Below are 24319 nucleotides of genomic sequence, written 5' to 3' on the forward strand. Positions count from 1 at the left end.
ATGACTGTTTGTGGAACACACTTCCACTTATTCATTAGACGATATATCCCCGGCATTAGTTTCTGAAGAGGTTTGCTGCTTTCTATAAAACTTAAATAGTTCTTTCTATTATCCGTCTACACGGCTAAGTACGTATTGAATGATTCCGTTAAGCTGCTCCGATGCTTGCGTACCGGAAGTACCCTTCACGGCAAAATAAAACTTGATTTTCGGCTCTGTGCCGGATGGACGCAAGCAGAACCAGGAGCCGTCTTCCAAAATGAACTTCAGTACATTCTCTTTCGGAAGCCCGTTCATTCCCTGCTCGTAATCTTCCATTTGCGCAACAGCCTTACCGTGAATCTCAGTAGGCGGAGTGGTTCTCCAGTCCTGCATGATGCGGCCGATTTGCTCTACGCCGTCTTTGCCTTTAAGCGTTCTTGACTCAAGCTTTTCCAAAAAGTAGCCAAATGATTCGTACAGCTCCTGTAAAACCTCATACAAGGTTTTGCCTTGCTTCTTATAGTAGGCGGCTGCTTCGCAAATAAGCATGGACGCGATAACCGCATCTTTATCTCTTGCGTAATCTCCAGCCAGATAGCCATAGCTTTCTTCGTAGCCAAACAAGAACGTATGTTCACCATTTTGCTCGAAGGCCGTCATTTTTTCACCAATATATTTAAAGCCCGTAAGCGTATTTAAGGTCGGAATGCCATAATGACCCGCAATCACGGCACCCATTTCGCTCGTTACGATCGTCTTGATAACGACACCGTTAGCCGGAAGCTCACCACGCTCTTTCATACTGGATAATAGGTAATTGACCATAAGTGCTCCAGATTGGTTACCTGTCAAAACGAAGTATTCGCCGTTCGAATCCTTCACGACCGCTCCCATGCGGTCTGCATCCGGGTCCGTTCCAATAATGATATCGGCATTCCATGCTTTCGCCTGCTCAATGGCAATCGTGAACGCTTCTCTTTCCTCCGGGTTCGGTGACTTTACCGTTGAAAATTGGGCATCCGGCTGCTCCTGCTCGGCAACAATCTTCACTTGTCCAAAGCCAACCGCCTTCAGTACTTCGCGAACCGGGACATTGCCTGAACCGTGCAGCGGAGTAAATACAACGCGGAAATCATCGCTAATTTCCTTGATGACTTGCGGATTCTGACTTACAGCTGCAACAGCTTCTATGTACTTGCGGTCTACTTCTTCTCCAAGCCATTCGAGCAGTCCTTGTGCTTCCGCTTCGGCTTGCGTCAACTTTTTTGACTTTATCAAAGGTGTCTACACCCGCTACTTCGGCAATCACTTGCTCCGCATATTCGGGCACCAGCTGTCCGCCGTCAGCTCCATATACCTTATATCCATTGTATTCAGGAGGGTTATGGCTCGCTGTAATGACGACGCCTGCCGAAGCGTTCAGATAACGAACGGCAAATGATAATTCAGGCGTAGGCCGCAGCGCTTGGAATACGTAAGCTTTCACTCCGTTGCCTGCGAACACGAGCGCCGATTCCAGCGCAAATTCAGGAGACATATGACGCGAATCATAGGCGATGACAATAGAAGGCTTGGCCGCCTTGGTTTTCAGCACGTACTGCGCTAATCCTTGGCTGGCACGTCCAACGGTATAGATGTTAATCCGATTGGTGCCTGCTCCGATTACCCCACGCAAACCGCCTGTGCCAAATTCCAGGTCCTTATAAAAGCGGTCCTCGATCTCCTTGGCATCTCCGCTAATGGAAGTAAGCTCCTCCTTGGTTCGAGGGTCAATTGCCGGGTCTTCCAGCCATAATTGATATTGTGTTTGCACGCGCGTCATAGTTGTTAGTTTCATCTCCTTTATTCTCTATAATTATTTATTAGCAAGGGCGAACATAAGCTCGCCTTCGACTACAATTTCATCTCCGACTTTAGCAACCGCCTGACCTTTCACGACAGTGCCTTTCATACGGGTAATGGTCATTTCCAAAATCAGCGTATCCCCGGGAACGACTTGCTTTCTCCAGCGAATTCCGTCGGCTCCGGCAAACAGGCCGATCTTGCCCTTGTTCTCCGGCTTGGAGAGCATGGCAACACCTCCGACTTGCGCCAGCGCTTCGATAATCAGCACGCCTGGCATGACCGGATAGCCTGGAAAATGCCCTGTAAAGAAGGGCTCGTTCATCGTCACATTCTTAATGCCTACGGCGCGTACGCCTTCTTCCACTTCCAGAATGCGATCCACAAGTAAGAAGGGAGGTCTGTGTGGAATAATTTCTTGAATTTGATTGATATCTAGCATGTAACCGGTAAGCTCCTTTCGAGATCCTTGCATAAAATGCGAGGCAATTACTTACAATATGAATGTCCCCCTTCACGATCTGCAGCAGTGAAGGTTGATATAAGGGAGCTTATATATGAGCCTATTTGGCAGGCCCATATATAGGCTCTTTTTCCACATCAATTTGCTTTGCGATTAAGCAGCATAAATTGGACGATATAGATAACGGAAGTGATCATAGAGACTATAATCACAAACCATAAGTATACGGTAGCGAAGCTAACTTCGAACACAATAAAGAGAATAGCCAGGTAGTAGAGTACTGTCGTCAGCTTACCCATTACATTAGCGGGCACTGTGAGCTTGCCTTGAAAATGGAAGAAGGCGGAACCTGCAATCATGCTGATATCACGAATAAACATAAATACCGCCGCCTGCCAGGGAATCATGCCGGAAATAAGCAGCGAGAGAATCACAGCGATCATCATGCACTTGTCTGCCAACGGATCCAGCATGATGCCGATTTGTGAAATAAGTCCCCTCGTTCTAGCAATATGTCCGTCCAGTATATCCGTTACTCCGGCGAGAAGGAGGATCAAGAACGCAATTCTGGCATGACCGTCAAAAAATATGATCAGGTAGATGGGGATCAAGATAAACCTGCTGATTGTCAGGATGTTTGGTAAATTCAAGGTACCCCTCCCTCTGCAGCTAAGCATATTGGTATGCCGGCATCCTAAACCTCCATTCATTATACCTTTCCTTTCCAAAAAATAAAACTCCCTTGCGGGAGTTCCGTTAGCTGGCAAACACCAGATCGTATAAGTGCTTCCAAGTGCTGATATGAAAAATTTCCGAAGGAGGCTGACCGCCAAGCTTGCTGTAACCAATCCAAAGCCCTGCATAGATAGCCAACAGCGCAAGTACGGGTACACGAAGCCCCTTTATAATGGCCAAGATCACTTTCAGCCAAGTGGGCCTTGCCTTCTTCTTCTTTTTCTTGGTTGGAGCCTGAGCTTCAGACATCGAGCCATGTTCCCTCCCTATCTTGATTAGGTGCGCAGGTTATTGGCGATGTTCATCATCTGATCCGAGGACGTGATTGCACGGGAGTTCAGCTGAAGCGCTCTTTGTACCATAACCAAATCTGTCATTTCATCCGATAAGTTCACATTAGACTGCTCCAAGTAACCCTGCATAAGTGATACGCGTTCCGTCCCTGTGCCTTCCGCTCCATTCACATTCTGAAGAATGCCGTCCTGATTCGTTACGCCGGCTGGAAGCGCGTATAAGTTGCCGCCCATATCGCGAAGCAGCTGTGGACGAACGACGCGCACGAGCTTAATTTGTCCAACGTTAAGCGGAGCTTCGCTCGGGTCCTTCTCGTTGTAGGCTTTAATGGTGCCATCCTGCTCCACAACCGGACGATAGTTGTCCGGAATCAGAATCGGATTGCCATCGGTTCCGTTCACAAAATGTCCGTCCTTCGTGGTCAGTACGGTATTTCCGTTGCCATCCGGACTCAAGTTGAACGCTCCGTTGCGCGTCCACGCCGGCTGGAACACCTGATTGCCGTTCTCGTCCACCGTGCTGACCGATACTTCAAAGAGTCCTTCGCCCTGAATCGCAAAGTCTGTTGTATTCCCCGTCGGCTGAATGGCACCCTGAGCCATATTGGACTGAATCTGCACCAGCCTCGAGCCCCAGCCTTGATTAAAACCGAGCGGAGAAAACCGTCCCTGCTGGCGAAAACCTTCAGGTTGGTTCTGAACGTTCGTTAGAACGTCTTCAAAGGAGGCTTCTTTTTTCTTGAAGCCAGTCGTATTGACGTTAGCAATGTTATTCGCCAGAATATCCAGTTTTTGCTGCAAGCTGTGCATGGATACCGACGAGTTGATCATAGAGTTGTTCATGAAGTTCTCCTCCTAAACGTATGCGAGTCCACTTACACGCGACCTACATCATTTGCGGCTTTATCCATGCTTTTATCATAAAACTGGATGACTTTCTGATTCGCTTCATAAGCGCGCAGCGCCGACATCATATCCACCATCGACTGTGCCGAATCCACATTGGAACGCTCTACAAAGCCCTGACGTACCTCAACCTGGTCTCCAGGAGCCACTTGTGTGACAGTCGCTTCATCACCGGGGTTGATCCGGTATAGTCCATTGCCCTCTCGCAGCAGCCGGTTCGGATCTTCCGCACGGGACAACATCAGGCCGATCGGCTCTCCCGCGGCATTCAGCATCGGACGTCCTTCCGGATCAAGGAATTCTCCTTTATCCGTTACTTTAAAGGAACGAATGGCTTCACCCGTCGCCGGGTCCATAAGCACGATCGGCTGTCCGTCCTTACCCATCACCTGATTGCCATTGGCGTTCACCAGCTGTCCCGACGGGTCTACCGTAAACTTACCATTCAGTGAGTAACGCGGTTCCCCATTGGCATTGAGCACGGTAAATAGCGCCTGCGGCTGGAAAGTCCGGTCGCCATTCTCATTGACATACTTACCTGTAGCGTCAAATGCCACACCTGGAACTTGAATATTGGACACTAAAGCAAAGTCGAACGGATTCTGTGTCTCCTGCAAATCCCCTTGTGCATGAAGAGAAATATTCTCCTCGGCGAACACACCAGTATTCAGCTTACCGATAGGCGCCGTAGAAGCCCCTTCTCCGCCGCGGATGGTGCTAATCAGCATTTCAGGAAACGAACGGGAGAGCGAATTGCCCTGCTTAAAGCCAGGTGAGTTGATATTCGCAATGTTATTCGTGATGGTATCGTGTCTCCGCTGCTCCGAGATCATCCCGGAGGCCGCCGTGTATAGTCCTCTTAGCATGCTAGTCCACTCCTATGCCCCATTAGGTGATTGCAAGATCCTAGAACTTGCGCTTGGTTACCTTGTCCAAATTATCCAGCATAATGCCCGTTCCCTTCACTACGCAGGACATTGGATCCTCCGCAATAAGCACCGGAACTTTTAATTCATCTGCAAGCAGCTGATCCAAACCATGAAGCAGTGCTCCGCCGCCAGTCAAAATAACGCCTCTATCAATAATATCCGCCGAAAGCTCAGGCGGTGTACGCTCAAGCACACTCTTAGCTGCCGTTACAATAGATGATACAGGATCCCACAGTGCTTCCTGCACTTCACTTGAATGAATCGAGATCGTAAGCGGCAATCCCGATACCATATCTCTTCCGCGAATATCCATGGACTCATCGCGTCCGTCCGGATATACCGTTCCGATTCTAATCTTAATATCCTCGCTGGTCCGTTCACCGATCAATAGCTTGTACTTATTTTTGATATACTTCGTAATTGCGGTATCGAACTTGTCCCCCGCAATCTTGATGGAGGAGGAGGTGACGATGTCGCCCATCGATAAGACAGCCACATCCGTCGTGCCTCCCCCAATATCTACAACCATGTTGCCGCTTGGCTGGAAAATATCCATACCGGCTCCGATCGCAGCTGCTTTCGGTTCCTCTTCCATGAAGACTTCCCTCGCACCGCTTCGTTCAGCCGCTTCGCGAATCGCCTTCTGCTCCACAGACGTAATATTCGTTGGGGCGCAGATGAGAATTCTCGGATGAGAATACCACTGCTTGCCCCCAACCTTGGCGATAAAGTGCTTGAGCATCATTTCGGTAATTTCGAAATCGGCAATAACGCCGTCCTTGAGAGGACGGATGGCGATGATGTTCCCCGGCGTACGGCCTACCATCCGGAAGGCTTCTTCACCAACAGCGAGCACCCGCTTCGTATCGCTTTCAATTGCTACTACGGAAGGCTCATCGAGCACGACGCCGCGTCCTTTTACGTGGATCAGCACGTTCGCCGTACCTAGATCTATACCAATATCCTTGCTGAACATTTCCTGTTAATCCTCCCTAAACAAACCGTCCATCCCGTGAAGAATCGGCGCTCTTATATATAGTTCTAATTATAAGCTAAATTCGCTACAAATGCATGAATTCCTCTTTTTTTGTGAAAATTCGACATGACCAGTTATAGGAAGCGGCCGGGGATGAAGGCTCGTTAGGACTTGACCGTAACCAGGGGCTCGGCGTTCTTCGGACTTCTTGTTTTACGGTATTTGATCTTCGTCGCTTCTCCTCCCCTGAGATGCCTAATCGACTTATGGTACTCCAGAATGTGCTTGACCTGATTGGCCAGGTCCGGGTTGATTTCCGGCAGTCTTTCCGTCAAATCCTTGTGCACCGTGCTTTTGGAAACGCCGAACTCCTTGGCAATGGTACGAACCGTATTCTTGGTCTCGACGATACAGGTACCAATTTTAATGGTTCGCTCTTTGATGTAATCGTGCACTCCCCTCGCCTCCCTACTCGAGATAGTTTGGTACATTATATGAGGGGCATGACTAGATATTCTACGTGACCAAGCCTGACAAGCACAATTCATGCATTTATTTATGAAAAACCATCAAAAACCGGCGTTCTCCCTTCAAAATGTAGCTTCCTGAGCGTGAATGCGTATACAAAACGTGGTTGGAGACCGTCATACGACGCCAGACCCGCACACGGCAAACTTTGCTCAGTAGCGGAAAGCCCCAGAACAAAGATCATAGCTAACTCAGACTCACATAATCTTGCTCAACTGCGCTGTCATATCAAAAAAAGCAGCCAGTTAGCCTGACTGCCTTCCGTATGTAACGATTTTTTATTGCTGTTTATCATTCAAAATGGTTTCTGGATTGAGCGCAGCTCCATCTGTGCCTTGACGAACTTCAAAGTGAAGATGTACGCCGTCTTCTTTCTCCAGGTCGTTGCGTCCCGCTTTCGCAAGCACATCGCCTTTTTTCACTTCAGCGCCTTTGGTCACCTGAACATCAGTCAAGCTTTGGTACACCGTCACAAGTCCGTTGCTGTGTGTAATTTCAACCAGATTGCCGACAACCGGATTTTGCTCGACAGCCGTTACTTTACCGCTCATCGCTGCAAGGACGTCGAATGCTCCGTCATCCTTAGCATCCTTCGCTTTCAGGTTAATCGCGGTATGAGGGATCAGTTGATCGCCATATTGAATCATGGCTGCTTGCTTCTCCTCATTCGTTGCTTTCGAGTCATAGAAAGGCATAGAAACTGTTACTTGCGTTCTGTCTTTCACCGGCCACTGCATCGTCTCCGGTTGAGCGGAAACCGCTAATGCGCCGTCTGGTGCTGCGGAGCTTTGTGCTGTTACTGGCTGATCGTTACTGCTAACCTCAATACCCAGGTCCTTCTCGCCTACTGCTTGCTTGCCGGCATCCTGATACACCCACATTAAGGTTAAGATAATTGCCGCTGCTGCCATATACGTAGCTGGGAAAACCCATCTCTTTGCAAGCAACCTCTTCCATGGAGATGTAGTGCCTTGTGCTCCTTGTACAGTTTTAGGAGCTTCTTCCTTTTGAAAACCTTTGTTTTGTTCATTCATGGTTATCACCTCATCAACCATTCTTGACACATTTAAAGGTTTTATACTTTTGCCGAAAGATATTTTTATAGAAAGCTAAGGCCCTTGTTTTCAGGTAGTTTTGACGAAATTTGCGGCCTTTTCGATAGATATCCCCGTATAATAGTAGGTTACAATATCCGCTGCGCTTTTCCCTTCCTTGGCCATGCCGTTAGCCCCCCATTGACTTAATCCAACGCCGTGTCCGTAGCCATAAGTGGTGAACTCAATTTGCGAGCCTACCCATTTCCAATCGAATTGCGAGGAAGCTAGTCCTAGCTTTTCCCGCACTTCTCTTCCCGAGAAGCTCTTTCCTCCAATGGTTACCGTTTTGATTCGATGCCCTGCAGTCTGCTGCTGAACCTTGATGCCGCTGGTCTTGGATATGCTGGGCAGCTCAAGCTTCTGCAAAACCGTTTTATAGCTGAGCGTGAGGGTCTCTTTGTATTTAGGAGAAAGCTTGATATCCCAGGGACTTGGCTTGCTCCGCAAATAAGGGATGACTCCGTCCCAATAGTCTTCTGAATTCTCGGTGTAACCGTTACTGGTAGAGAAGAACGTAGCATTGATGGGTTTATGTTCATAGGTTAGGATCAAATCCTTGGTTTCGGTAACAGCCCTATCGATTTTGGCCATGTTATTCTCATAGGCGGATCCCCATTGTTCTCTTAATTCCTGTTCATTTAAATATGCCTGATGGGAAGTCGTATCGGTCACCAAAGCATCGCTGACAGGTACGTTGCTGGTATCCTTGTCCAGCACTCTGCGAACAACATACGTTCGAGCAGCCATCGCCTGAGCCTTCAAGGCCTCCAGTTCGAATTCCACCGGCATTTCAGCCGCCAGCACTCCTTTGACATACTGCTCCAGGGGAACCGTCTCAACGGCTTCTTTTTTGGTTAAATAAACGGGAATCATCAGTCCTTCCTCCTGTCCCTGTGTAAGTCCATTCGTGGAGATATGCGAAGCGGCAGGGTCAGCGGCGGGAATCTTCTTAACTAGCAATCCCGGCACAATCATAGTGACACTTAACATGGAGGACAAGCAAACAGCCATCCAGAGGATGACCCGGTAGGTTCGGACTCTTCTCTTCTTATATATCATCTTCTAGTGCCTCCATAGGTGCGGCTTTTGGTATACCCCATCTTATGAATGGCTCTACTAGAATAGAACGCGGAAAATAACCCTATAAAATGAAAAAAGCCGGCCCCCTAAGTCTAAGGACCAGCTTTGAATTTGAACAACCTGCTATTAAGCCAACGAAGGCTGAATGTTGAAGAAGCCTATTTCCGGCTCTTCTTCTTCTACCGGCTGCGGGACCACGCGTTGAATATCTGCGCCTAGCGCTCTCAGTGCGTCTGTGATGTCTACGTAGCCGCGGTCGATATGGTGAACGCCTGTAATCTCGGTCTCCCCATCGGCTGCAAGCGCAGCTAGAATGAGAGCAGCTCCCGCCCGCAGATCCGTCGCGCATACCTTAGCTCCCTGCAGCTTGGAATTTCCGCTGATAAAGGCTGTTCTCCCATCTACCTTAATCTGAGCATTCATATTCATAAATTCTTCCACATGCATGAACCGGTTCTCGAACACCGTCTCCGTTACGAGACTTGTGCCGTCCGCCACCATCAGCAGTGCCATCATTTGAGACTGCATATCCGTAGGGAAACCCGGGTACGGCAGAGTTTTCACATCGACAGCCCGAAGAGGACCGGTAGAACGGACAAGAATGCCATTCTCATCTTCTTCAACCGTAACGCCCATCTCCTGCATTTTGGAAATTACCGGGCGAAGGTGGTCGCCGATCGCATTCTCCACATAGAGCTCACTGCCTGTTATAGCCGCTGCGATCATGTAGGTACCCGCTTCAATCCGATCCGGAATCACCGTATGTACAGCCCCGCGAAGCTTCTCTACGCCTTCAATACGTATCACGCCGGTACCGGCGCCTCGGACAACAGCGCCCATGGCGTTCAAATAGTTAGCGAGATCGACGATCTCCGGCTCTTTCGCCGCATTCTCAATAATCGTGGTGCCCTCAGCCAGCGTGGCTGCCATCATAATATTCTCTGTGGCGCCTACGCTTGCTACATCCAAGTAAACCTTGGCCCCTTTAAGTCTTCCCTTCACCTTCGCTTCGATATAGCCCTGGCCCAGCTCAATGGCTGCTCCCATCGCTTCGAAGCCCTTCAAATGCTGATCTATCGGCCTTGTGCCAATCGCGCAGCCGCCGGGTAAAGAAATACGAGCTAATCCCAATCGGGCGAGCAGTGGTCCCATGACCAGAAAAGATGCCCGCATCTTGCGAACCAAATCATAGGAAGCCTCACAGGTCACAATCTCACCTGCCCGGACCCGAATGGTCTGGTTGCTGTATTCGACGCCAACGCCTAAACTCTCTAGTACCTTGTTAATCACCAATACATCATCCAAAGGCGGAGCGTCGTGAATGACGCTCTCCCCTTCAGAACCTAATATGGAGGCTGCAATAATCGGCAGCACCGCATTCTTGGCTCCGTTTATTTTTACCTTGCCTGCTAGCTTTCGGCCACCGCGGACGATAATTTTGCTCATCATGGTCCCTCCGCGCTCTTATTTTGAATAACGTCATTTTGGAACATCCAGGGTCTTACAGGTCTGTCTTTTCACATTTCCTAAGTTTATCATTTCATCCTATATCCATACAACTGTGTTCTTTTGGTATTCCCCTAAACTATCCATAGGATTCGGATGAAAGTTTTCTTTGGGTCCGTTCTATTATCCATTGTTGACAAGAAAACTGCTCATTATTCGAAATATTCCCTGAAATCTCCCCATTAGAACATGTTGCCAAAGCCGATTGACAGGCCCAGGTATTGAATAAAGAAGCTGGCGACGAGCTGACCTAAGGCAATGGACAAAAGAATTTGCAGCATGATGGCCGGTGCGCTCTTAGGACGCTTAAGCAGCACGTCGAACCGAAATTCCTGAAGCGCCCACCATGATACGCCGATGCAAATCAGATAAATCATGATGTGAAGAACGGTAGAAAAAGACACAAACGAGCTTAAAACGTTATTGCCATCCGCCATGCTATGCGCTTCCTTTCATTATCGGTTTAAGACCTTGGCCAGCATGGTCACGAACTCGGCACGTGTCGCATGCTCTTCCGGGTGGAACGTCCCGTCGGGATAACCCGTAATCCAACCTTCAGCAAACATCTGTTTTAGTATGCCGACTCCCCAGTACGATTCTTTGACGTCAGTAAAAGGGGAATTGCCTCGGCGTTTGCCCGTCATATTCAGACTGCGGGCAATCAGCTGCGTCATTTCCATGCGAGTAAGTGTCTTGTCAGGTCCAAATGTCCCATCAGGATACCCATCGACCAGATCGGCCATGACCATCTTGGCAATCTCCCCGTATGCCCAGTGCGAAGGGTCTACATCACGGAAATGCAGCTCCTCCTGCTTGTTAAGCTTCAGAGCGCGGGCCAGCACAGCCGCCGCTTCCGCGCGCGTGATCGGGCGGTCCGGAGCGAAGCGGTAATTACCGTATCCGCTAATAATCTGTTTATCGGTCATCTGCACGATAGCGTCCTGCGCCCAGTGACCGTCAATGTCAATATACCCGCTAATGATCGGATACCCGCCGATATTGAGTCGGTACATCTGATTATTAAAGGCTTTATCCGTTTGCAGCTTTACAAAATAATTCCCTTGGGACAACGTCTTCTCGATATGAAAGCTACTAGAGCCGGATTCATTCTTGTAGCTTCCAAGCTCGTTATGCCCGCTGTCATAAAGCGTCGCCGTCAGACTTCTCGCTGCCGGAATATTGGAGAAGTCCAGCTCCGCCAAGCTGTCTTTATTCAGACGGAATTCAAACCAATCCACGTCGTCATCCTTGTGAAACACCCCTTCATAGTCAGAAAAGAGGCCGGCGTAAGTCGCTTGATACGACTTGTCGTTAGGCTCATTCGGATCGATCAGCTTAGGTGAATACTCGACCTCAAGGGTATACTCGCCGGTAATCGGCTCCGTATAATCCTTCACATTGCTGACGCGAATGTAATACTGACCAGGCAGCAGCTCCATCTGGGAACTCACTTCCGTCGCTCCGTCACCAGATTGGTCGATTAGTGTCGACTTCTCCCCTTCCTTTTGAAACAAAATAGCGGGATCGATCCTGGCCGTATCCGTGGAAAGCTTCAGCCTCAGCGTGCCTGAATGCTCCAGCGGGATCATAAACCAGTCCAAATCGTTCTCTTCATGGAAGGTCCCCCTGATGACCTGACTTCGTGGGGGAATGACAAAAGCTTTGTACTGCTTGTTGTTGTCCTCATAGGGATCACGGTAAATTTGAAAATCAGTGCGGAGCGAGTAGCTCAGCGCTGTTTGACGAGAACGGTCTACCGTCTGCAGCTGTACATACGTACGTCCTTTGCTTACTGGGATTGTAATCGGACCGGATGCATCCGACCCATTAGTCGTCCAAGTGGTACCTGCATCCTTGCGCACACGAATGCCGGCGCCGGCATCCTCCATGCGCAGCGTTAATTGGACCGTTCCGCTATAGGGAGCATCAATGGCGTACCAGTCTTGATCCTGTGCGGAGCTGAGTGTCGCGTGAGTGACCGCATGCACGGAAAGCTTTGCAGCTTGGTCGATCGTATTATTGGGTTCGAAGCGGTCCTCTTGGTAAGGGACTGTTAGCGCACGGTCCACACGCAGCAACCCGTTGCCCGTGCTGGGATCCCAACCGTCCGCATCCAGATCCTCGGCTGTTTGCTCCAGCAGGTTGCGTACCTGGTAGGGAGCAAGACCGGGGTATTTGGCCCATATCAGTGCCGCTGCTGCGGCTACCTGAGGAGCGGCCATTGAGGTGCCGTCCTGATACTGATAGCCTCCGCCTAGAGCTGTTGTATAGACCTCCCACGGCGCCACGATATCCAGCTCCGGTCCATAGTTGGAACGGTAGTCCGCATGCTTATCGGCCGTCGCGCCTCCGACACCTACTACGGTCGGATAGGCAGCGGGATACTTCACGCTTGTTCCTTCGTTGCCTGCGGCAGCTACCAGCAGTACGCCATGCTGCTCCGCATACTGCACGGTCTCCGCTAAATAATCGGAGTATTTGTTCAGTCCCAGGGACAGTACCACAATCTTGGCCCCGTGGTCCACCGCATAGCGAATGCCTTCGCCAAGCTTCGCTTCCCCGCCGGTGCCGTCTGATTCCAGCGCTTTGATCGGCATAATCTTGGTATTCGGAGCCATGCCTGCGATGCCGATATCGTTATTGCGAACGGCAGCGATTACGCCGGCGACATTGGTTCCATGTCCATTATCATCGTATGGCTTCTGCCCCGGTTGAGTCAGATTGACGCCTTCGACCAGATGGCCCGCCAAATCCGGATGCTTGAGATCCACACCTGTATCAACAACGGCTACAACGAGAGAAGACTTGCTATCCACCGCTGCAGCCCAAGCTTCGTTCATATGAATCATATCCAGATACGTTTGCTTCACCCGCATGGGATCCGTCGACTCCAGATAGGCCGCATCTGCCTTTCCTGTCAATCCTGCAAATTCGATAACCAGCGCCAATGATGTAAGCAGCAAGAGTTGTCGGGTCATTTTCATGAAATCACAGGTCCTTCTTCCTTCTATATTGATCTTACATACATTCTGTATAGGATCCATGATTCCCTGCCTCAGCGCGAAAAAAGAGCCCACTCCCACATGTACGCAGGAGCAGACTCGGTTAGAAGGTCTTTACGACAAGATAAAATCCTTGCTTAAGCTGAAGATGGTTTCGATCCATTTCAGAACAAGATGCGGTACGAAGCCTAATGCTAGGCCTGCCAGCGCACACAGCCATATAGAAATGCAAAGCGGAGCGGCGATTCGTACTTCGACGGATTCATGGTCCGCGCGCATAAACATTTGTCTCACTAGACCGAAGTAGTAATAGAAGGAGACTACGCTGGTAGCGATCATAAGCGCACCGAGCCAGTATTGGTGCGTCTGCATCGTACCTAGTATGATGTACAGCTTTCCGAAGAACCCGCCCGATATGGGAATACCGGTTAGGGAAAGAATGATAAGCACCATACCCAAGGCCGTCCAAGGAGCGCGGTAGTAGAGCCCTGCGAAGCCTTTAAGCTCCGTATGCCCTTCTGCTCGTTCCATCGCGATGAGAACCGCGAAAGCCCCTAAATTCATGAACACATAGGCGATCAGATAGAAGATAAACTCTGAGAAATTGCCATAATGCGCCGGGGAAAAATAGGTGCCAATCGGTACAAGCAAGTAGCCCGCATTGGCGATCCCCGAGTAGGCCAGAAGGCGCTTCAGGTTCGTTTGCTTCAAAGCAATGAAGTTCCCTGCAACCATCGCGATGGCTGCGGTAACCGACAACGCTAGGAATACGTCTCCTTGAATTTTGCTGGCGCCATAATCGGTAAACCCGAAGAGCAGATACACCATGCGGAACAAGATCGCAAAGCCCGCTGCTTTGGAGATGACCGCCAGGAAGGCCGTCACCGGTGTCGGCGCACCTTGATACACATCAGGCGCCCAGCTGTGGAAAGGAGCGGCGGCGATCTTGAAGCCGAAGCCTGCCAGCAGCAGGAAGAAGGTGACGTACAAGAGCGACTCGTATCCCGGCATCAGCGAAGGAAGTGCACTCATGATCTCCATCAAATTGGTAGAGCCGGTCATGCCATACAGGAACGACATGCCATATAAAATAATCGCAGAGGAAACGCCCCCCATGACGATGTACTTGAAGGCCCCTTCATTGGACTGATGGTTCTTTTTCTTCATTGCCACCAGCAGATAAGATGTGATGCTCAGAAGCTCCAAGCCTACGAACAGCGTAATCAAATCGCCCGAGGACGACATGACCATCGCGCCGAGCACGGCCGGAAGCAAGAAGTAATAATATTCCCCAACATGCGGAATCTCCTCTTCTTTGACCGAGCCGAGGCTCATCAGCACAATGACTCCCGTACCGGCTAGGAAGAGCAGCTTGAACAGGTTCGAGAAGTCATCGATCCGGTAGCTTTGGTTGAGCAGCTGTATGGGCTGCTCCGGATTCAGCTGCAGAACAACAAACACCGCGGAGATGATGATGCCAACTAGAGATAACCAGCCGATCACGGAACGGCTGACGTTCTTAGGTAGAAGCAAATCCAAGAGCGATAGGATGATCGCGGCGGCAATCAGCGAGAGCTCAGGGAGAAGATGCGACAAATCGGCGACATGGAGACGAAGCTGTTCCACCGGCCTAACCTCCTATCTTCCCGGCTACGCTTTGGATCACTTGATCAAAGCTGCCTAAAGTCTGATGCATAACCTGGCTAAGCACGCTTGGGAATACGCCAAGCAGCAGGATAAAGGCGACCAGCACAATCATCGGAATGGCCTCCATCAATCTAGCATCGCGCATTTCATAAGCGGCCAGGTGGTCCTTCAAGGGGCCGTACGTGATGCTAAGCACCCCGCGAAGCACGTACACAGCGGCAAGTATAATACCTAACGTACCGACTATTGCGTACACCGGATGAGACTGGAATAGTCCCAGGAAGGCCAGGAATTCACTGATGAAGCCAGACAGCCCCGGCAAGCCCAGGGATGCCATACCTGAGATGAGCAGAATTCCGCTCATAAACGGTACTGATTTGGCGAGACCGCCCAAGCTATCCAGCATAGTCGTCTCCGTACGCTCGAAGATGCTGCCGACGAGCAAGAACATAAGCGCGGAGATCAGACCGTGCGAAACAAGCTGGAATACGGCGCCCTGCAAGCCGGTGACCTGAAAGGCCGCAAGACCAAGCAGCACGACGCCCATATGGCTAATACTTGAATATGCCAGTACAAGCTTGAAATCTTTCTGTACGATGGCCAGAATCGCGCCGTACACAATGTTGATGACCCCGAGCAGCGCAAGCATCCAAGCCCACTGCTTCGCCTCAGTCGGAAAGAATAGAATCCCGAAGCGGATGAGACCGTAGGCTCCCATTTTGAGGAGGATGCCCGAGTGGATCATGACGACGGAAGGCGGAGCTTCCGTGTGTACTTTCAGCATCCACGTATGGAACGGGAAGATCGGCAGTTTAATGCCGAACGCTACGAGCAGCATGATGAACAGGGTCCACTTCATGGAGCTGCCCAAGTAAAAAGGAGTATCTGGCTGGTTCACTAGCGCCATAGGATCTTTCAATAAATTGTGGGCGATCGTTTGAATATCACCGCTGTAGTACACGATAGCCTCCGTAGTCGAGGGCGACTGACTGAAGCCTGCCGTCGTGACAAGAATCAGGAAAGCAATCAACATAATGGCGGAGCCTAGTCCGTTATAGATCAGGAAGCGATTCGCCGCTTCCTCCCGCTTGATGTAGCCCCAGATCCCGATCAAGAAGAACATCGGTACCAGCGTGAGCTCGAAGAACAGGAAGAACAGGAACAGATCCTGGGACATGAATACGCCGAACATCCCGATCTCCAGCAGCAGGAATAAGATAAAGTAGGTTTTCCAGCGCTTCTTGATATGTACGGAGGCCATGGCGGCCATCGTAGAAATCAGAGCCGTTAGAAATACTAAAGGTAGTGAAACCCCGTCTACAGCCAGTGAATATTTAAACTTAAAATAGTACTGCGTTAATTTGTCAATCGCCTCATGATTCAGCGGAACCGTAATCCAGTTAAGCTGCTCCTTGTACTGCAGAGGATCGCCATGATAGTTGTAATCCACGTACAGCCAAGCTGCCAGCACTAGTGGAATTAACGTCGTCAGGATGGCGACGGTTTTGATCAGGTTGCCTTTATCCGAACGAAGGAAGCATAGTACCAGAATCCCCAGCAATGGCGAGAAGGCAATCATACTTAAAATCGGCAGATTATTCAGCATGGATGAACCTCCTTCCCGCAATAGCCAGTGCCAGGATCAGCATGCCTAGTATCGTGATTACCCCGTAGGTCTGCAGCTGTCCGTTTTGCAGACGCGCACCTAAACGTCCTAGGCTGACAACGGCATAAGCACTCAGACGGACAATGCCGTCGATGATGTAGATATCAATGAGCTCGAGGATGTAGCCCATCCCTCGAAGCGGCTTTACCAATATACCGTCGTAGGCTTCATCAATAAAATATTTGCGATAAACAAGCGTATGCAGTCCCGGCAGCTTGCCTGAAACCACATCTCTAGGTACGGAACGCTTCAGATACATCAGATAACCAAGTCCGATACCGAGCAGACCCGTTAGCGTAGAGAGAATAAGAATGAACCAATTAACCGGTTCGGCATGATCCTCGCCTGTCAGCCAGTGGCTAAACCACTCATTCATCGGCGTATTCACGAAACCTGCGACAACCGCAAGCACAGCGAGAATAACCAGAGGTGTTGTCATCGTTGCCGGCGATTCGTGCGGCTCATGGTGCGCGGAATGAGTATGGTCTGAACCATCCGCCGCCGCAGCGTGATGCTTCTTACTTGGCGAACCCATAAATACAAGGAAGAACAAACGAGCCATGTAGAACGCGGTAAAGAAAGCGGCTATAAGACCGGCCCAGAAGAGCAGTTTATTATGCTCATAGGCTTCCGATAAAATGAGATCCTTCGACCAAAATCCCGAGAACGGCGGAATTCCGGAGAGTGCGAGCGACCCGATTGCAAAGGTCCACGTCGTGATCTTCATTTTGCGGGACAAGCCGCCCATCTCATTGATATCCTGCGTATGTACAGCATGAATGACGCTGCCTGCTCCCAGGAACAGCAGCGCTTTGAAGAAAGCATGCGTGAACAAATGGAACATACCCGAGGCATAAGACACACCCATGCCCAGCGCCATCATCATGTAGCCGAGCTGACTGACCGTCGAATACGCCAGGATCCGCTTGATATCGTTCTGCGCCACGCCAATCGTCGCTGCGAACAGCGCGGTGAAGCCTCCCACATAAGCAACAACGAGCAGAGCATCCGACGATGCATGGAAAATATCAAACGTACGCGCTACTAGATAAACCCCAGCGGCAACCATCGTTGCAGCGTGAATGAGCGCACTAATCGGCGTAGGACCCTCCATCGCATCAGGAAGCCAAGTGTGCAGCGGGAATTGACCGGATTTGCCGATCGCTCCGATAAAGATCAGAATCGCGATCCAAGTAGTCGTCGACGGGTCTATTTTGCCTGTAGAGAATGCATTGTGAATGGAGCTAAAATCCAGCGAATGCCCAGGCATGTGCCAGAAGAGCAGCAGAATGCCGATAAACAAACCGACATCGCCGACTCTTGTCACGATGAAGGCTTTCTTCGCAGCAGCCCTTGCTTCCGGTTTGAAATACCAGAAGCCGACAAGCAGAAAGGAACATACCCCTACGAGCTCCCAGAAAATGTACAACTCCAGCATATTTTCAGAGATAACAAGCCCTAACATGGAGAAAGAAAACAGGGCAACGTAACTGAAGAATACGTGGATCCTTTCATCGTCCTTCATATATCCCTTGGAATACACATTCACCAACAGGCTGACTAGCGTCACGATGACCAGCATCAGTGAATTTAAATTCGTTACTTCAAAACCCATGTTGAGCGTTATATCGCCCACTCTCAGCCAATCCAACTTATCCCAGGTATATCCTTCTACATTGCCGCCAAGACGCTCCACGAAGATCAGCAGCGCCACGATAAAGGAGGCAAGCATAGCGATAATACTGAAATAAATGCCAGCTTCTTTCATTTGACGCCCCATAGCCGTAAGCGCTAGAAAAGCAAGCAGCGGAAACAACGGAATGAGCCATGCGTATTGTGAATAGTCCGATACCATGTCCTTTTCAGCCTCCTAGCGCTTCATAGAATCCATTTCGGTGACATCCGTTGTCCCTTTGTTGCGGTATAGGGCAATCAGTATGGCAATCCCAACAGCCGCTTCAGCAGCAGCTACCGTAATATTAAAGAGAGAAAAAATTTGCCCCGTAAGTACAGGATGATCTCCAAGCTTCGAGAACGCCACCAGATTGAGATTAACGGCATTCAGCATCAATTCGATGGACAGGAGAACAATCACGCCGTTCTTCTTCGTCAATGCCCCGTACAGACCAATACAAAACAGAATCGCTGCCAGAGTCAGGTAGGGCGTAATAATCGTACCCATGTGCTAATCCTCCTCTCTCTTGGCAACCACAATAGCTCCGATAAAGGCTACGGTGAGCAGCACAGACATGATTTCAAAAGGAATCACATGCTCGTTATAGAGCAGCTTTCCGATTTCCAATGTGTTGTCTTTGCCTGCGTCCAGTGTGCCGCTTGCGGTAAATGTGGTTTTCTGAATGGCATAGAATAAAATGCCGAACAATCCTAATGCCCCGACAATCGCGAGACCCTCATGCCAAGGACGCCGAGGCTCTTGCTCTTCGCCTTGTCTGTGCTTGGTCATCATGATCCCGAAGATCATCAGAATAGAAATTGCACCGGCGTAGATCAGCACCTGTACAAAAGCTACAAATTCCGCTTCCAAAATCACGTAAAGCCCAGCCAAGCTGATAAAAGTCAGAGCCAGCGAAACAACCATATGAATCACTTTGGTAAAACTGATCATGAAGATCGCGCCGCCGATGGCCAGCAAGGCGAAGATAAAGAAGGCCCAGCTGGTGCCGCTCGATAAGATATCGCCGATTCCGCTAAACATCCTTTTTAGCTCCCCCTTTTGGCATGGCCGAGTTATTCTCTTGACGAATGTTTTGGTTATTATCATTGAGCCATTGCAAGTTCTTGAACAAATCGTCACGGCTGTAGGTGCTTAGCTCAAAGTTGTTGGTCATGACAATCGCTTCGGTCGGGCATACCTCTGTGCAGAGATCGCACAAGATACAAATTTCGAAATTGATATCGTATGTGTCGATGACCTTCCCTTTTTTCTCAGGGTCGGGATTCGCCTTACCGGTTAACGTAATGCATTCCGTCGGACAAATCCGTGCGCACTGATTGCAGACAATGCACTTCTCCGGATCAAAATGCTGAATACCGCGAAAGCGGTCCGGCATCTCAAGCGGTACATCGGGATATGCGTACGTAATTTTCTTTTGAGTCATGCTTTTGAACGTGACGCCTAAACCTTTCATTAAGCCCTTCATGATTAGCCCTCCTAAATCCTCCTGCTAGGTGAACCCGTTCACGGGGTCGCCTTTTTTCCTGTAATCCCAGTGGAAGTTCAAGCTTCTATGGTGCCCTGCTTAGCGTTACTTCCATCTGATGAGACTACGAAACAATTGCCATATAGATGGCCGTAACGAAAATGTTCACCAAAGCAAGCGGAAGCAGCACTTTCCAACCAAAGCCCATTAATTGATCGATGCGAACCCTCGGGAGCGTAGCACGGATCCAGAAGAGGAAAAAGACAATCAGCGAGAACTTCAGCAGGAACCAGATGACACCCGGTATGAAATCAAGAAACGGCAGGGGTGATTGCCAGCCTCCCAGAAAGAGAAGCGTGGTCAGCGATGCAATAACGAATACGTACACATATTCAGCAAGCATAAAGAAGGCAAAACGGAAACCGCTGTATTCCACGTGATAACCGGCAACGAGCTCGGATTCCGCCTCCGGCAGGTCGAAAGGCGTTCTGTTCAGCTCGGAAATACCGGCAATCACGAACACGACAAAGCCGATGATTTGCGGCAGGAAGTTCCAATGCCAGATGCCTCCAGCTTGATTATCTACAATCGTATGCAAATTCAGCGTGCCTGTCATCATAATGACGCCAATCACGGATACGACAAGCGGCACTTCGTAGCTGATCATTTGCGCAGCGGAGCGCATACCGCCTAGCAGCGCGTATTTATTGTTGGAAGCCCAGCCTCCGAGAATAATGCCGATGGTCGAAATGCCTGAGAGTGCCACATAGTAGAGCAGTCCGATATTTAAATTTGCATTGAACAGTTTATCGGAAAAAGGAATCGTCGCGATGATCGTGAACGATGGGATAAACGTAATAATCGGTGCCAAAATAAAGAGCTCTCTTTCCGCTTTACGCGGAATCGTATCTTCTTTAATGAGCAGTTTGGTCACGTCTGCAACGCTCTGTAGAAGTCAAGCGGACCGGTACGATTCGGACCGATACGCAGCTGCATCCACCCCAGAACCTTGCGTTCAAAATAAATCGCATATGTCACAAAGCCGAGTACGAGCAGCAGCATCACGATGCCCCAGAACAGGAAGATAAAAAAATTTGTCCAGGTCAAGCTTTCATTCAGCAGATCCAGCATCTATGCATCTACCTCCCCGACGACAATATCGATACCGCCCAGAATTGTGATGAGGTTTGTCATCGTTTCTCCTACGAGAAGCTTTGGCAGAATCTGCAGGTTCACAAAGGACGGCCTGCGGAACTTGAGCCGATAAGGCTCTTGCTTGCCTCGGGATATGATATAGCAGCCGATTTCTCCTCGTGGAGACTCGATCGCTGCATAGATCTCACCTTCGGCAGGACGCAGCACTCTTGGCACCTTGCCCATCGTTTCGCCTTCGGACGGGAACTGTTCCACCGCTTGCTCAAGAATTCTCAGCGACTGCTTGATCTCTTCCAATCTGAGGACATAACGGTCATAGCAATCGCCGCCACTACGCACAGGAACATCGAATTCAAAGCGGTTGTACAAGCTGTAGGGCTGCGTTTTACGCAAATCCCAATCGACACCCGTACATCTTAAATTGGCACCGCTCAATCCGTAGGCGATAGCTGTTTCCGCATCGTATTTACCGATCCCTTTGATCCGGGACAGGAAAATCTCATTGCCGCTGACGAGATCATCATACTCCTTCAGCTTGCCGCGCATATAGGGTACAAAATCGCGCACTTTCTCGATCCAGCCCTCAGGCGCATCCCATTTAACGCCGCCTACGCGCATGTAGTTGTAAGTAAGCCTTGCTCCGCAAAGCTCATTGAACAGATTAATAATAATTTCGCGATCCCTGAACGCATACAGGAACGGACTCATGGCACCAATGTCCAGCAAATAGGTTCCCCACCACACCATGTGGCTGGCAATCCGCTGCAGTTCCATGACGATCAAACGGAGAAATTCCGCTTTCTCGGGCACTTCAAGCTGCATGAGCTTTTCTACGGCGTGGACGAGCACGTAATTGTTGGTCATCGCCGACACATAATCCATGCGGTCCGTGTATGGAATGATTTGTGTATAATTCAGGTTCTCGGCTAGCTTCTCGGTTCCCCGATGCAGGTAGCCCATGACGGGAATGGCTTCTCGAATGACCTCCCCATCCAGCTTGACGATCACACGGAAAACCCCGTGCGTACTTGGATGCTGAGGACCGACGTTTAACAGCAGCTCTTCTGTCCGTAACAAATGCTACACCTCCGGGTCGAGCGGTTCGTAATCTTTGCGGAGCGGATATCCGACCCAATCGTCGGGCATCATGATGCGTCGTAAGTCGGGATGTCCCGGAAAATCAATACCGAGCAGGTCGTAAACCTCCCGTTCATTCCAATTGGCTGTCGGCCATACCGGCGTCACCGATGGAATGCTGGGCTGCTCGCGGTCCGTCTTGACTTTCACACAGTACTCGCGGCTGTTTTCCATTGAGAGCACGTGGTACACAACCTCCAGATGAGTCTCCTGATCGACGCCTGAAAGATTGCGCAAGTAGTCGCATTTCAATTCTTCATGCTCTTTGAGCGTCTTGGCCGCTTCCGGCCAATGCTCGCTATGTATCACGACGTAAGGACGATGTCCGTCCCTTTCGTTAATGAAGCTGTCCACGACAGCGCCTTCACCGGCGCTGTCGCCTTAAGAATCGCCACCAGCCGGTCTAGGATCGGCTGATTCGGCGACGGCTCTTTCGGCGCGGCAGGCTCCGCGTCCGCATCCTTGGCGGCACGCGCCGCCTGGCGGGCCGCTCTGGCTGCCGCGCGCTCTGCCGCGGCGTCTACTGCCCCCCGCTGGGCGCATCGCCTGCGGGCGCTGTTGCTTCCGCCGATGCAGCTTCGCTCGGCGCATCGCCTGCGGCTGCGGCGCGCGCCGCCTGGCGGGCCGCTCTGGCTGCCGCGCGCTCTGCCGCGGCGTCTACTGCACCCGCGCTCGGCGCATCGCCTGCGGCTGCGTCGGGCGGCCCCGGCAAGCTTGTCGGCTCGGCTAAGCCCGCTGATGCAGGCTCCCCCGCCTCAGCTGCCGGCTCACGGGCTGACGCCTCGGCAAGCTCCGCAGCCGGTGCGTCGCTCGGCTCGCTCGTCGTCTGTGCCGACGGGTCCGCCGCTTGTTTCTCTGCCGCTGCGTCCACCTCAGCCTGCGTCTTCGCGCTCAGCTGTGTATTGCTTGCTTGCGCCTCCGGCGGCATCTTGCCGATCTCTGCTGCTGCCTCGTCTAGCTCTTTCTTGTCGTCAACGGTTAACTCCGCATTTGATTCCTCGGCCTTCTGCGTGTCCTCCGCTTGCTTCTCTTGCTCGGCGCCTTGATGTCCTACTAGCTTCTTCTCTTGCTCATCGCTCACTGATGGATCACCTTCTTCCCGGTCTTCGCTTCATAGCGAATCTTCTCCTGGAGCTTATTGATTCCATAGATGAGGGCAGCCGGATTCGGCGGACAACCCGGGATATACACATCGACAGGGACAACCTGATCGACACCTTTTACAACGGAGTAGGATTTGACATAAGGTCCCCCAGCCGTTGCACATGAACCCATGGCAATGACCCATTTGGGCTCAGGCATCTGCTCATAAAGACGGCGCAGCAAAGGAGCCATTTTCTTCGTAACCGTCCCTGCTACAATCATCACATCAGATTGCCTAGGGGATGTACGGAAGATGACTCCGAATCGGTCTAAATCGTAGTGCGAACCGCCAGTGCCCATCATTTCGATCGCGCAGCATGCCAGACCGAACGTTAATGGCCAAAGGGAATTACTGCGAGCCCAAGCTTTCACTTGCTCCAGCGTTGTCATAAATACGTTGCGATTAAGTTCTTCCCGTTCCTCGGGGGATATGGATTCTAGACTGAAGTCCATTGCAGCACCTTCTTTTCCAAGCGTATATTAATCCTATGGCTAGCAAGGCTACAAAAATGCACATTTCCACTAAAGCAAATAATCCAAGCTGCTTATAAGCCACAGCCCATGGATACAGGAACACGGTCTCTACATCAAAGATGACAAACATTAATGCAAACAGGTAATAACGGATGTTAAACCGGATCTGCCCTTCACCGACAGGCTCGTTTCCGCTCTCATACGTCGTATACTTTTCCTCGGCAGGTTTATTCGGTCGCAGCAGCTTGCCCAAAGTGAGGGCTGCTATCGGAAGAAATATTGCCAAACCCAGGAAAATTGCTACAATTACATAATTATTTGTGTACATCATCCGAATGTAACCGCCTCCAATCTTATTTACCTTCGTTGTGACACCTTTTAAAATTGGTAATAATCACCTTCACAATTATAGCAAAAAGGTATTTTGGCGTCGATGACTATTTCCAAACGATCACCTCCGTATAATTTTTCCATAAAAATAGCCGATTATTCAATATATGCGGAGAGCCCGTTAAAAAGAAAGACTCCCTCTGCAAACGGTCATGCACGATTATGCATGAGTTTAAGCTACGTATAAACCTACTTATGAAAATAGGT

Annotated in this window: 22 protein-coding genes and 3 pseudogenes; all 25 read right to left on the reverse strand. The window is 50.3% G+C overall.

The features are described 5' to 3' along the window. Positions 1 to 108: 108 nt before the first annotated feature. Positions 109 to 1804 (reverse strand): annotated as a pseudogene (locus tag L0M14_RS27605) (phospho-sugar mutase). A gap of 33 nt (positions 1805 to 1837) precedes the next feature. Continuing rightward, positions 1838 to 2266: a 3-hydroxyacyl-ACP dehydratase FabZ gene (gene fabZ / locus L0M14_RS27610; RefSeq protein ID WP_235119594.1), complete on the reverse strand. Its 429-nt coding sequence runs from the start codon at positions 2264 to 2266 to the stop codon at positions 1838 to 1840. A 158-nt stretch (positions 2267 to 2424) separates the two neighbouring features. Next, on the reverse strand, positions 2425 to 2937 hold the full coding sequence (locus L0M14_RS27615) for a CDP-alcohol phosphatidyltransferase family protein (protein ID WP_235119595.1): 513 nt from the start codon (positions 2935 to 2937) through the stop codon (positions 2425 to 2427). Between the two features lie 106 nt (positions 2938 to 3043). Further along, a complete protein-coding gene (locus L0M14_RS27620) occupies positions 3044 to 3271 on the reverse strand; it encodes a DNA-directed RNA polymerase subunit beta (protein WP_235119596.1) in 228 nt (75 codons plus the stop codon). A 26-nt stretch (positions 3272 to 3297) separates the two neighbouring features. Further along, positions 3298 to 4158 carry a flagellar hook-basal body protein gene (locus L0M14_RS27625; RefSeq protein WP_235119597.1) on the reverse strand — a complete coding sequence of 287 codons (861 nt, stop codon included), beginning with the start codon at positions 4156 to 4158 and terminating at the stop codon, positions 3298 to 3300. A gap of 32 nt (positions 4159 to 4190) precedes the next feature. Then, positions 4191 to 5087, reverse strand: a complete 897-nt coding sequence (locus tag L0M14_RS27630) for a flagellar hook-basal body protein (protein WP_235119598.1) — start codon at positions 5085 to 5087, stop codon at positions 4191 to 4193. A gap of 40 nt (positions 5088 to 5127) precedes the next feature. Further along, the gene (gene mreB / locus L0M14_RS27635) at positions 5128 to 6126 is read right to left on the reverse strand and encodes a rod shape-determining protein (protein WP_235119600.1); all 999 of its coding nucleotides are present in this window, start codon (positions 6124 to 6126) and stop codon (positions 5128 to 5130) included. A gap of 164 nt (positions 6127 to 6290) precedes the next feature. Then, the gene (spoIIID, locus tag L0M14_RS27640) at positions 6291 to 6581 is read right to left on the reverse strand and encodes a sporulation transcriptional regulator SpoIIID (protein WP_260115402.1); all 291 of its coding nucleotides are present in this window, start codon (positions 6579 to 6581) and stop codon (positions 6291 to 6293) included. Positions 6582 to 6932: 351 nt separating this feature from the next. Further along, complete coding sequence (locus tag L0M14_RS27645; RefSeq protein WP_235119602.1) at positions 6933 to 7688, reverse strand: M23 family metallopeptidase; 756 nt, start codon at positions 7686 to 7688, stop codon at positions 6933 to 6935. Between the two features lie 90 nt (positions 7689 to 7778). Further along, on the reverse strand, positions 7779 to 8810 hold the full coding sequence (gene spoIID, locus L0M14_RS27650; RefSeq protein ID WP_235119603.1) for a stage II sporulation protein D: 1032 nt from the start codon (positions 8808 to 8810) through the stop codon (positions 7779 to 7781). 147 nt (positions 8811 to 8957) lie between these two features. Continuing rightward, positions 8958 to 10277 carry a UDP-N-acetylglucosamine 1-carboxyvinyltransferase gene (gene murA / locus L0M14_RS27655; protein WP_235123049.1) on the reverse strand — a complete coding sequence of 440 codons (1320 nt, stop codon included), beginning with the start codon at positions 10275 to 10277 and terminating at the stop codon, positions 8958 to 8960. A gap of 242 nt (positions 10278 to 10519) precedes the next feature. Beyond that, positions 10520 to 10774: a DUF1146 family protein gene (locus L0M14_RS27660; RefSeq protein ID WP_235119604.1), complete on the reverse strand. Its 255-nt coding sequence runs from the start codon at positions 10772 to 10774 to the stop codon at positions 10520 to 10522. 18 nt (positions 10775 to 10792) lie between these two features. Then, positions 10793 to 13321: a S8 family serine peptidase gene (locus L0M14_RS27665; RefSeq protein WP_235119605.1), complete on the reverse strand. Its 2529-nt coding sequence runs from the start codon at positions 13319 to 13321 to the stop codon at positions 10793 to 10795. A gap of 132 nt (positions 13322 to 13453) precedes the next feature. Next, the gene (locus L0M14_RS27670; protein ID WP_235119606.1) at positions 13454 to 14965 is read right to left on the reverse strand and encodes an NADH-quinone oxidoreductase subunit N; all 1512 of its coding nucleotides are present in this window, start codon (positions 14963 to 14965) and stop codon (positions 13454 to 13456) included. Positions 14966 to 14969: 4 nt separating this feature from the next. Further along, positions 14970 to 16592: a complex I subunit 4 family protein gene (locus L0M14_RS27675; RefSeq protein WP_235119607.1), complete on the reverse strand. Its 1623-nt coding sequence runs from the start codon at positions 16590 to 16592 to the stop codon at positions 14970 to 14972. After that, on the reverse strand, positions 16582 to 18507 hold the full coding sequence (nuoL, locus tag L0M14_RS27680; RefSeq protein ID WP_235119608.1) for an NADH-quinone oxidoreductase subunit L: 1926 nt from the start codon (positions 18505 to 18507) through the stop codon (positions 16582 to 16584). The genes L0M14_RS27675 and nuoL overlap by 11 nt, the downstream gene beginning before the upstream one ends. A gap of 15 nt (positions 18508 to 18522) precedes the next feature. After that, positions 18523 to 18834, reverse strand: coding sequence for an NADH-quinone oxidoreductase subunit NuoK (gene nuoK / locus L0M14_RS27685; protein ID WP_235119609.1), 312 nt, complete (start codon positions 18832 to 18834; stop codon positions 18523 to 18525). A gap of 3 nt (positions 18835 to 18837) precedes the next feature. After that, positions 18838 to 19368, reverse strand: a complete 531-nt coding sequence (locus L0M14_RS27690; protein WP_235119610.1) for an NADH-quinone oxidoreductase subunit J — start codon at positions 19366 to 19368, stop codon at positions 18838 to 18840. Then, a complete protein-coding gene (gene nuoI / locus L0M14_RS27695) occupies positions 19361 to 19813 on the reverse strand; it encodes an NADH-quinone oxidoreductase subunit NuoI (protein WP_235119611.1) in 453 nt (150 codons plus the stop codon). The genes L0M14_RS27690 and nuoI overlap by 8 nt, the downstream gene beginning before the upstream one ends. A gap of 124 nt (positions 19814 to 19937) precedes the next feature. Further along, positions 19938 to 20944, reverse strand: a pseudogene (gene nuoH, locus L0M14_RS27700) (NADH-quinone oxidoreductase subunit NuoH). Continuing rightward, positions 20945 to 22045, reverse strand: a complete 1101-nt coding sequence (locus L0M14_RS27705) for an NADH-quinone oxidoreductase subunit D (RefSeq protein ID WP_235119612.1) — start codon at positions 22043 to 22045, stop codon at positions 20945 to 20947. A 3-nt stretch (positions 22046 to 22048) separates the two neighbouring features. Beyond that, positions 22049 to 22459: an NADH-quinone oxidoreductase subunit C gene (locus tag L0M14_RS27710; protein WP_235119613.1), complete on the reverse strand. Its 411-nt coding sequence runs from the start codon at positions 22457 to 22459 to the stop codon at positions 22049 to 22051. 166 nt (positions 22460 to 22625) lie between these two features. After that, positions 22626 to 23186: a hypothetical protein gene (locus L0M14_RS27715; protein WP_235119614.1), complete on the reverse strand. Its 561-nt coding sequence runs from the start codon at positions 23184 to 23186 to the stop codon at positions 22626 to 22628. Further along, the gene (locus tag L0M14_RS27720) at positions 23183 to 23701 is read right to left on the reverse strand and encodes a NuoB/complex I 20 kDa subunit family protein (protein ID WP_235119615.1); all 519 of its coding nucleotides are present in this window, start codon (positions 23699 to 23701) and stop codon (positions 23183 to 23185) included. The genes L0M14_RS27715 and L0M14_RS27720 overlap by 4 nt, the downstream gene beginning before the upstream one ends. Continuing rightward, positions 23686 to 24050 (reverse strand): annotated as a pseudogene (locus tag L0M14_RS27725) (NADH-quinone oxidoreductase subunit A). Before L0M14_RS27725 ends, L0M14_RS27720 begins: the two are co-directional and overlap by 16 nt. Positions 24051 to 24319 lie beyond the last annotated feature (269 nt).

The organism is Paenibacillus hexagrammi (genome assembly GCF_021513275.1).
Classification (GTDB): domain Bacteria; phylum Bacillota; class Bacilli; order Paenibacillales; family NBRC-103111; genus Paenibacillus_E; species Paenibacillus_E hexagrammi.

What these genes read in the sequence shown, in the direction of transcription:
- nuoI (WP_235119611.1), bottom strand. Translation starts at nt 19,813, where the DNA reads ATGAAGGGCTTAATGAAAGGTTTAGGCGTCACGTTCAAAAGCATGACT.
- L0M14_RS27625 (WP_235119597.1), bottom strand. Translation starts at nt 4,158, where the DNA reads ATGAACAACTCTATGATCAACTCGTCGGTATCCATGCACAGCTTGCAG.
- L0M14_RS27630 (WP_235119598.1), bottom strand. Translation starts at nt 5,087, where the DNA reads ATGCTAAGAGGACTATACACGGCGGCCTCCGGGATGATCTCGGAGCAG.
- fabZ (WP_235119594.1), bottom strand. Translation starts at nt 2,266, where the DNA reads ATGCTAGATATCAATCAAATTCAAGAAATTATTCCACACAGACCTCCC.
- L0M14_RS27720 (WP_235119615.1), bottom strand. Translation starts at nt 23,701, where the DNA reads ATGGACTTCAGTCTAGAATCCATATCCCCCGAGGAACGGGAAGAACTT.
- L0M14_RS27690 (WP_235119610.1), bottom strand. Translation starts at nt 19,368, where the DNA reads ATGTTTAGCGGAATCGGCGATATCTTATCGAGCGGCACCAGCTGGGCC.
- L0M14_RS27665 (WP_235119605.1), bottom strand. Translation starts at nt 13,321, where the DNA reads ATGAAAATGACCCGACAACTCTTGCTGCTTACATCATTGGCGCTGGTT.
- murA (WP_235123049.1), bottom strand. Translation starts at nt 10,277, where the DNA reads ATGAGCAAAATTATCGTCCGCGGTGGCCGAAAGCTAGCAGGCAAGGTA.
- mreB (WP_235119600.1), bottom strand. Translation starts at nt 6,126, where the DNA reads ATGTTCAGCAAGGATATTGGTATAGATCTAGGTACGGCGAACGTGCTG.
- L0M14_RS27660 (WP_235119604.1), bottom strand. Translation starts at nt 10,774, where the DNA reads ATGGCGGATGGCAATAACGTTTTAAGCTCGTTTGTGTCTTTTTCTACC.
- L0M14_RS27675 (WP_235119607.1), bottom strand. Translation starts at nt 16,592, where the DNA reads ATGCTGAATAATCTGCCGATTTTAAGTATGATTGCCTTCTCGCCATTG.
- nuoK (WP_235119609.1), bottom strand. Translation starts at nt 18,834, where the DNA reads ATGGGTACGATTATTACGCCCTACCTGACTCTGGCAGCGATTCTGTTT.
- L0M14_RS27645 (WP_235119602.1), bottom strand. Translation starts at nt 7,688, where the DNA reads ATGAATGAACAAAACAAAGGTTTTCAAAAGGAAGAAGCTCCTAAAACT.
- L0M14_RS27620 (WP_235119596.1), bottom strand. Translation starts at nt 3,271, where the DNA reads ATGTCTGAAGCTCAGGCTCCAACCAAGAAAAAGAAGAAGAAGGCAAGG.
- nuoL (WP_235119608.1), bottom strand. Translation starts at nt 18,507, where the DNA reads ATGGTATCGGACTATTCACAATACGCATGGCTCATTCCGTTGTTTCCG.
- spoIID (WP_235119603.1), bottom strand. Translation starts at nt 8,810, where the DNA reads ATGATATATAAGAAGAGAAGAGTCCGAACCTACCGGGTCATCCTCTGG.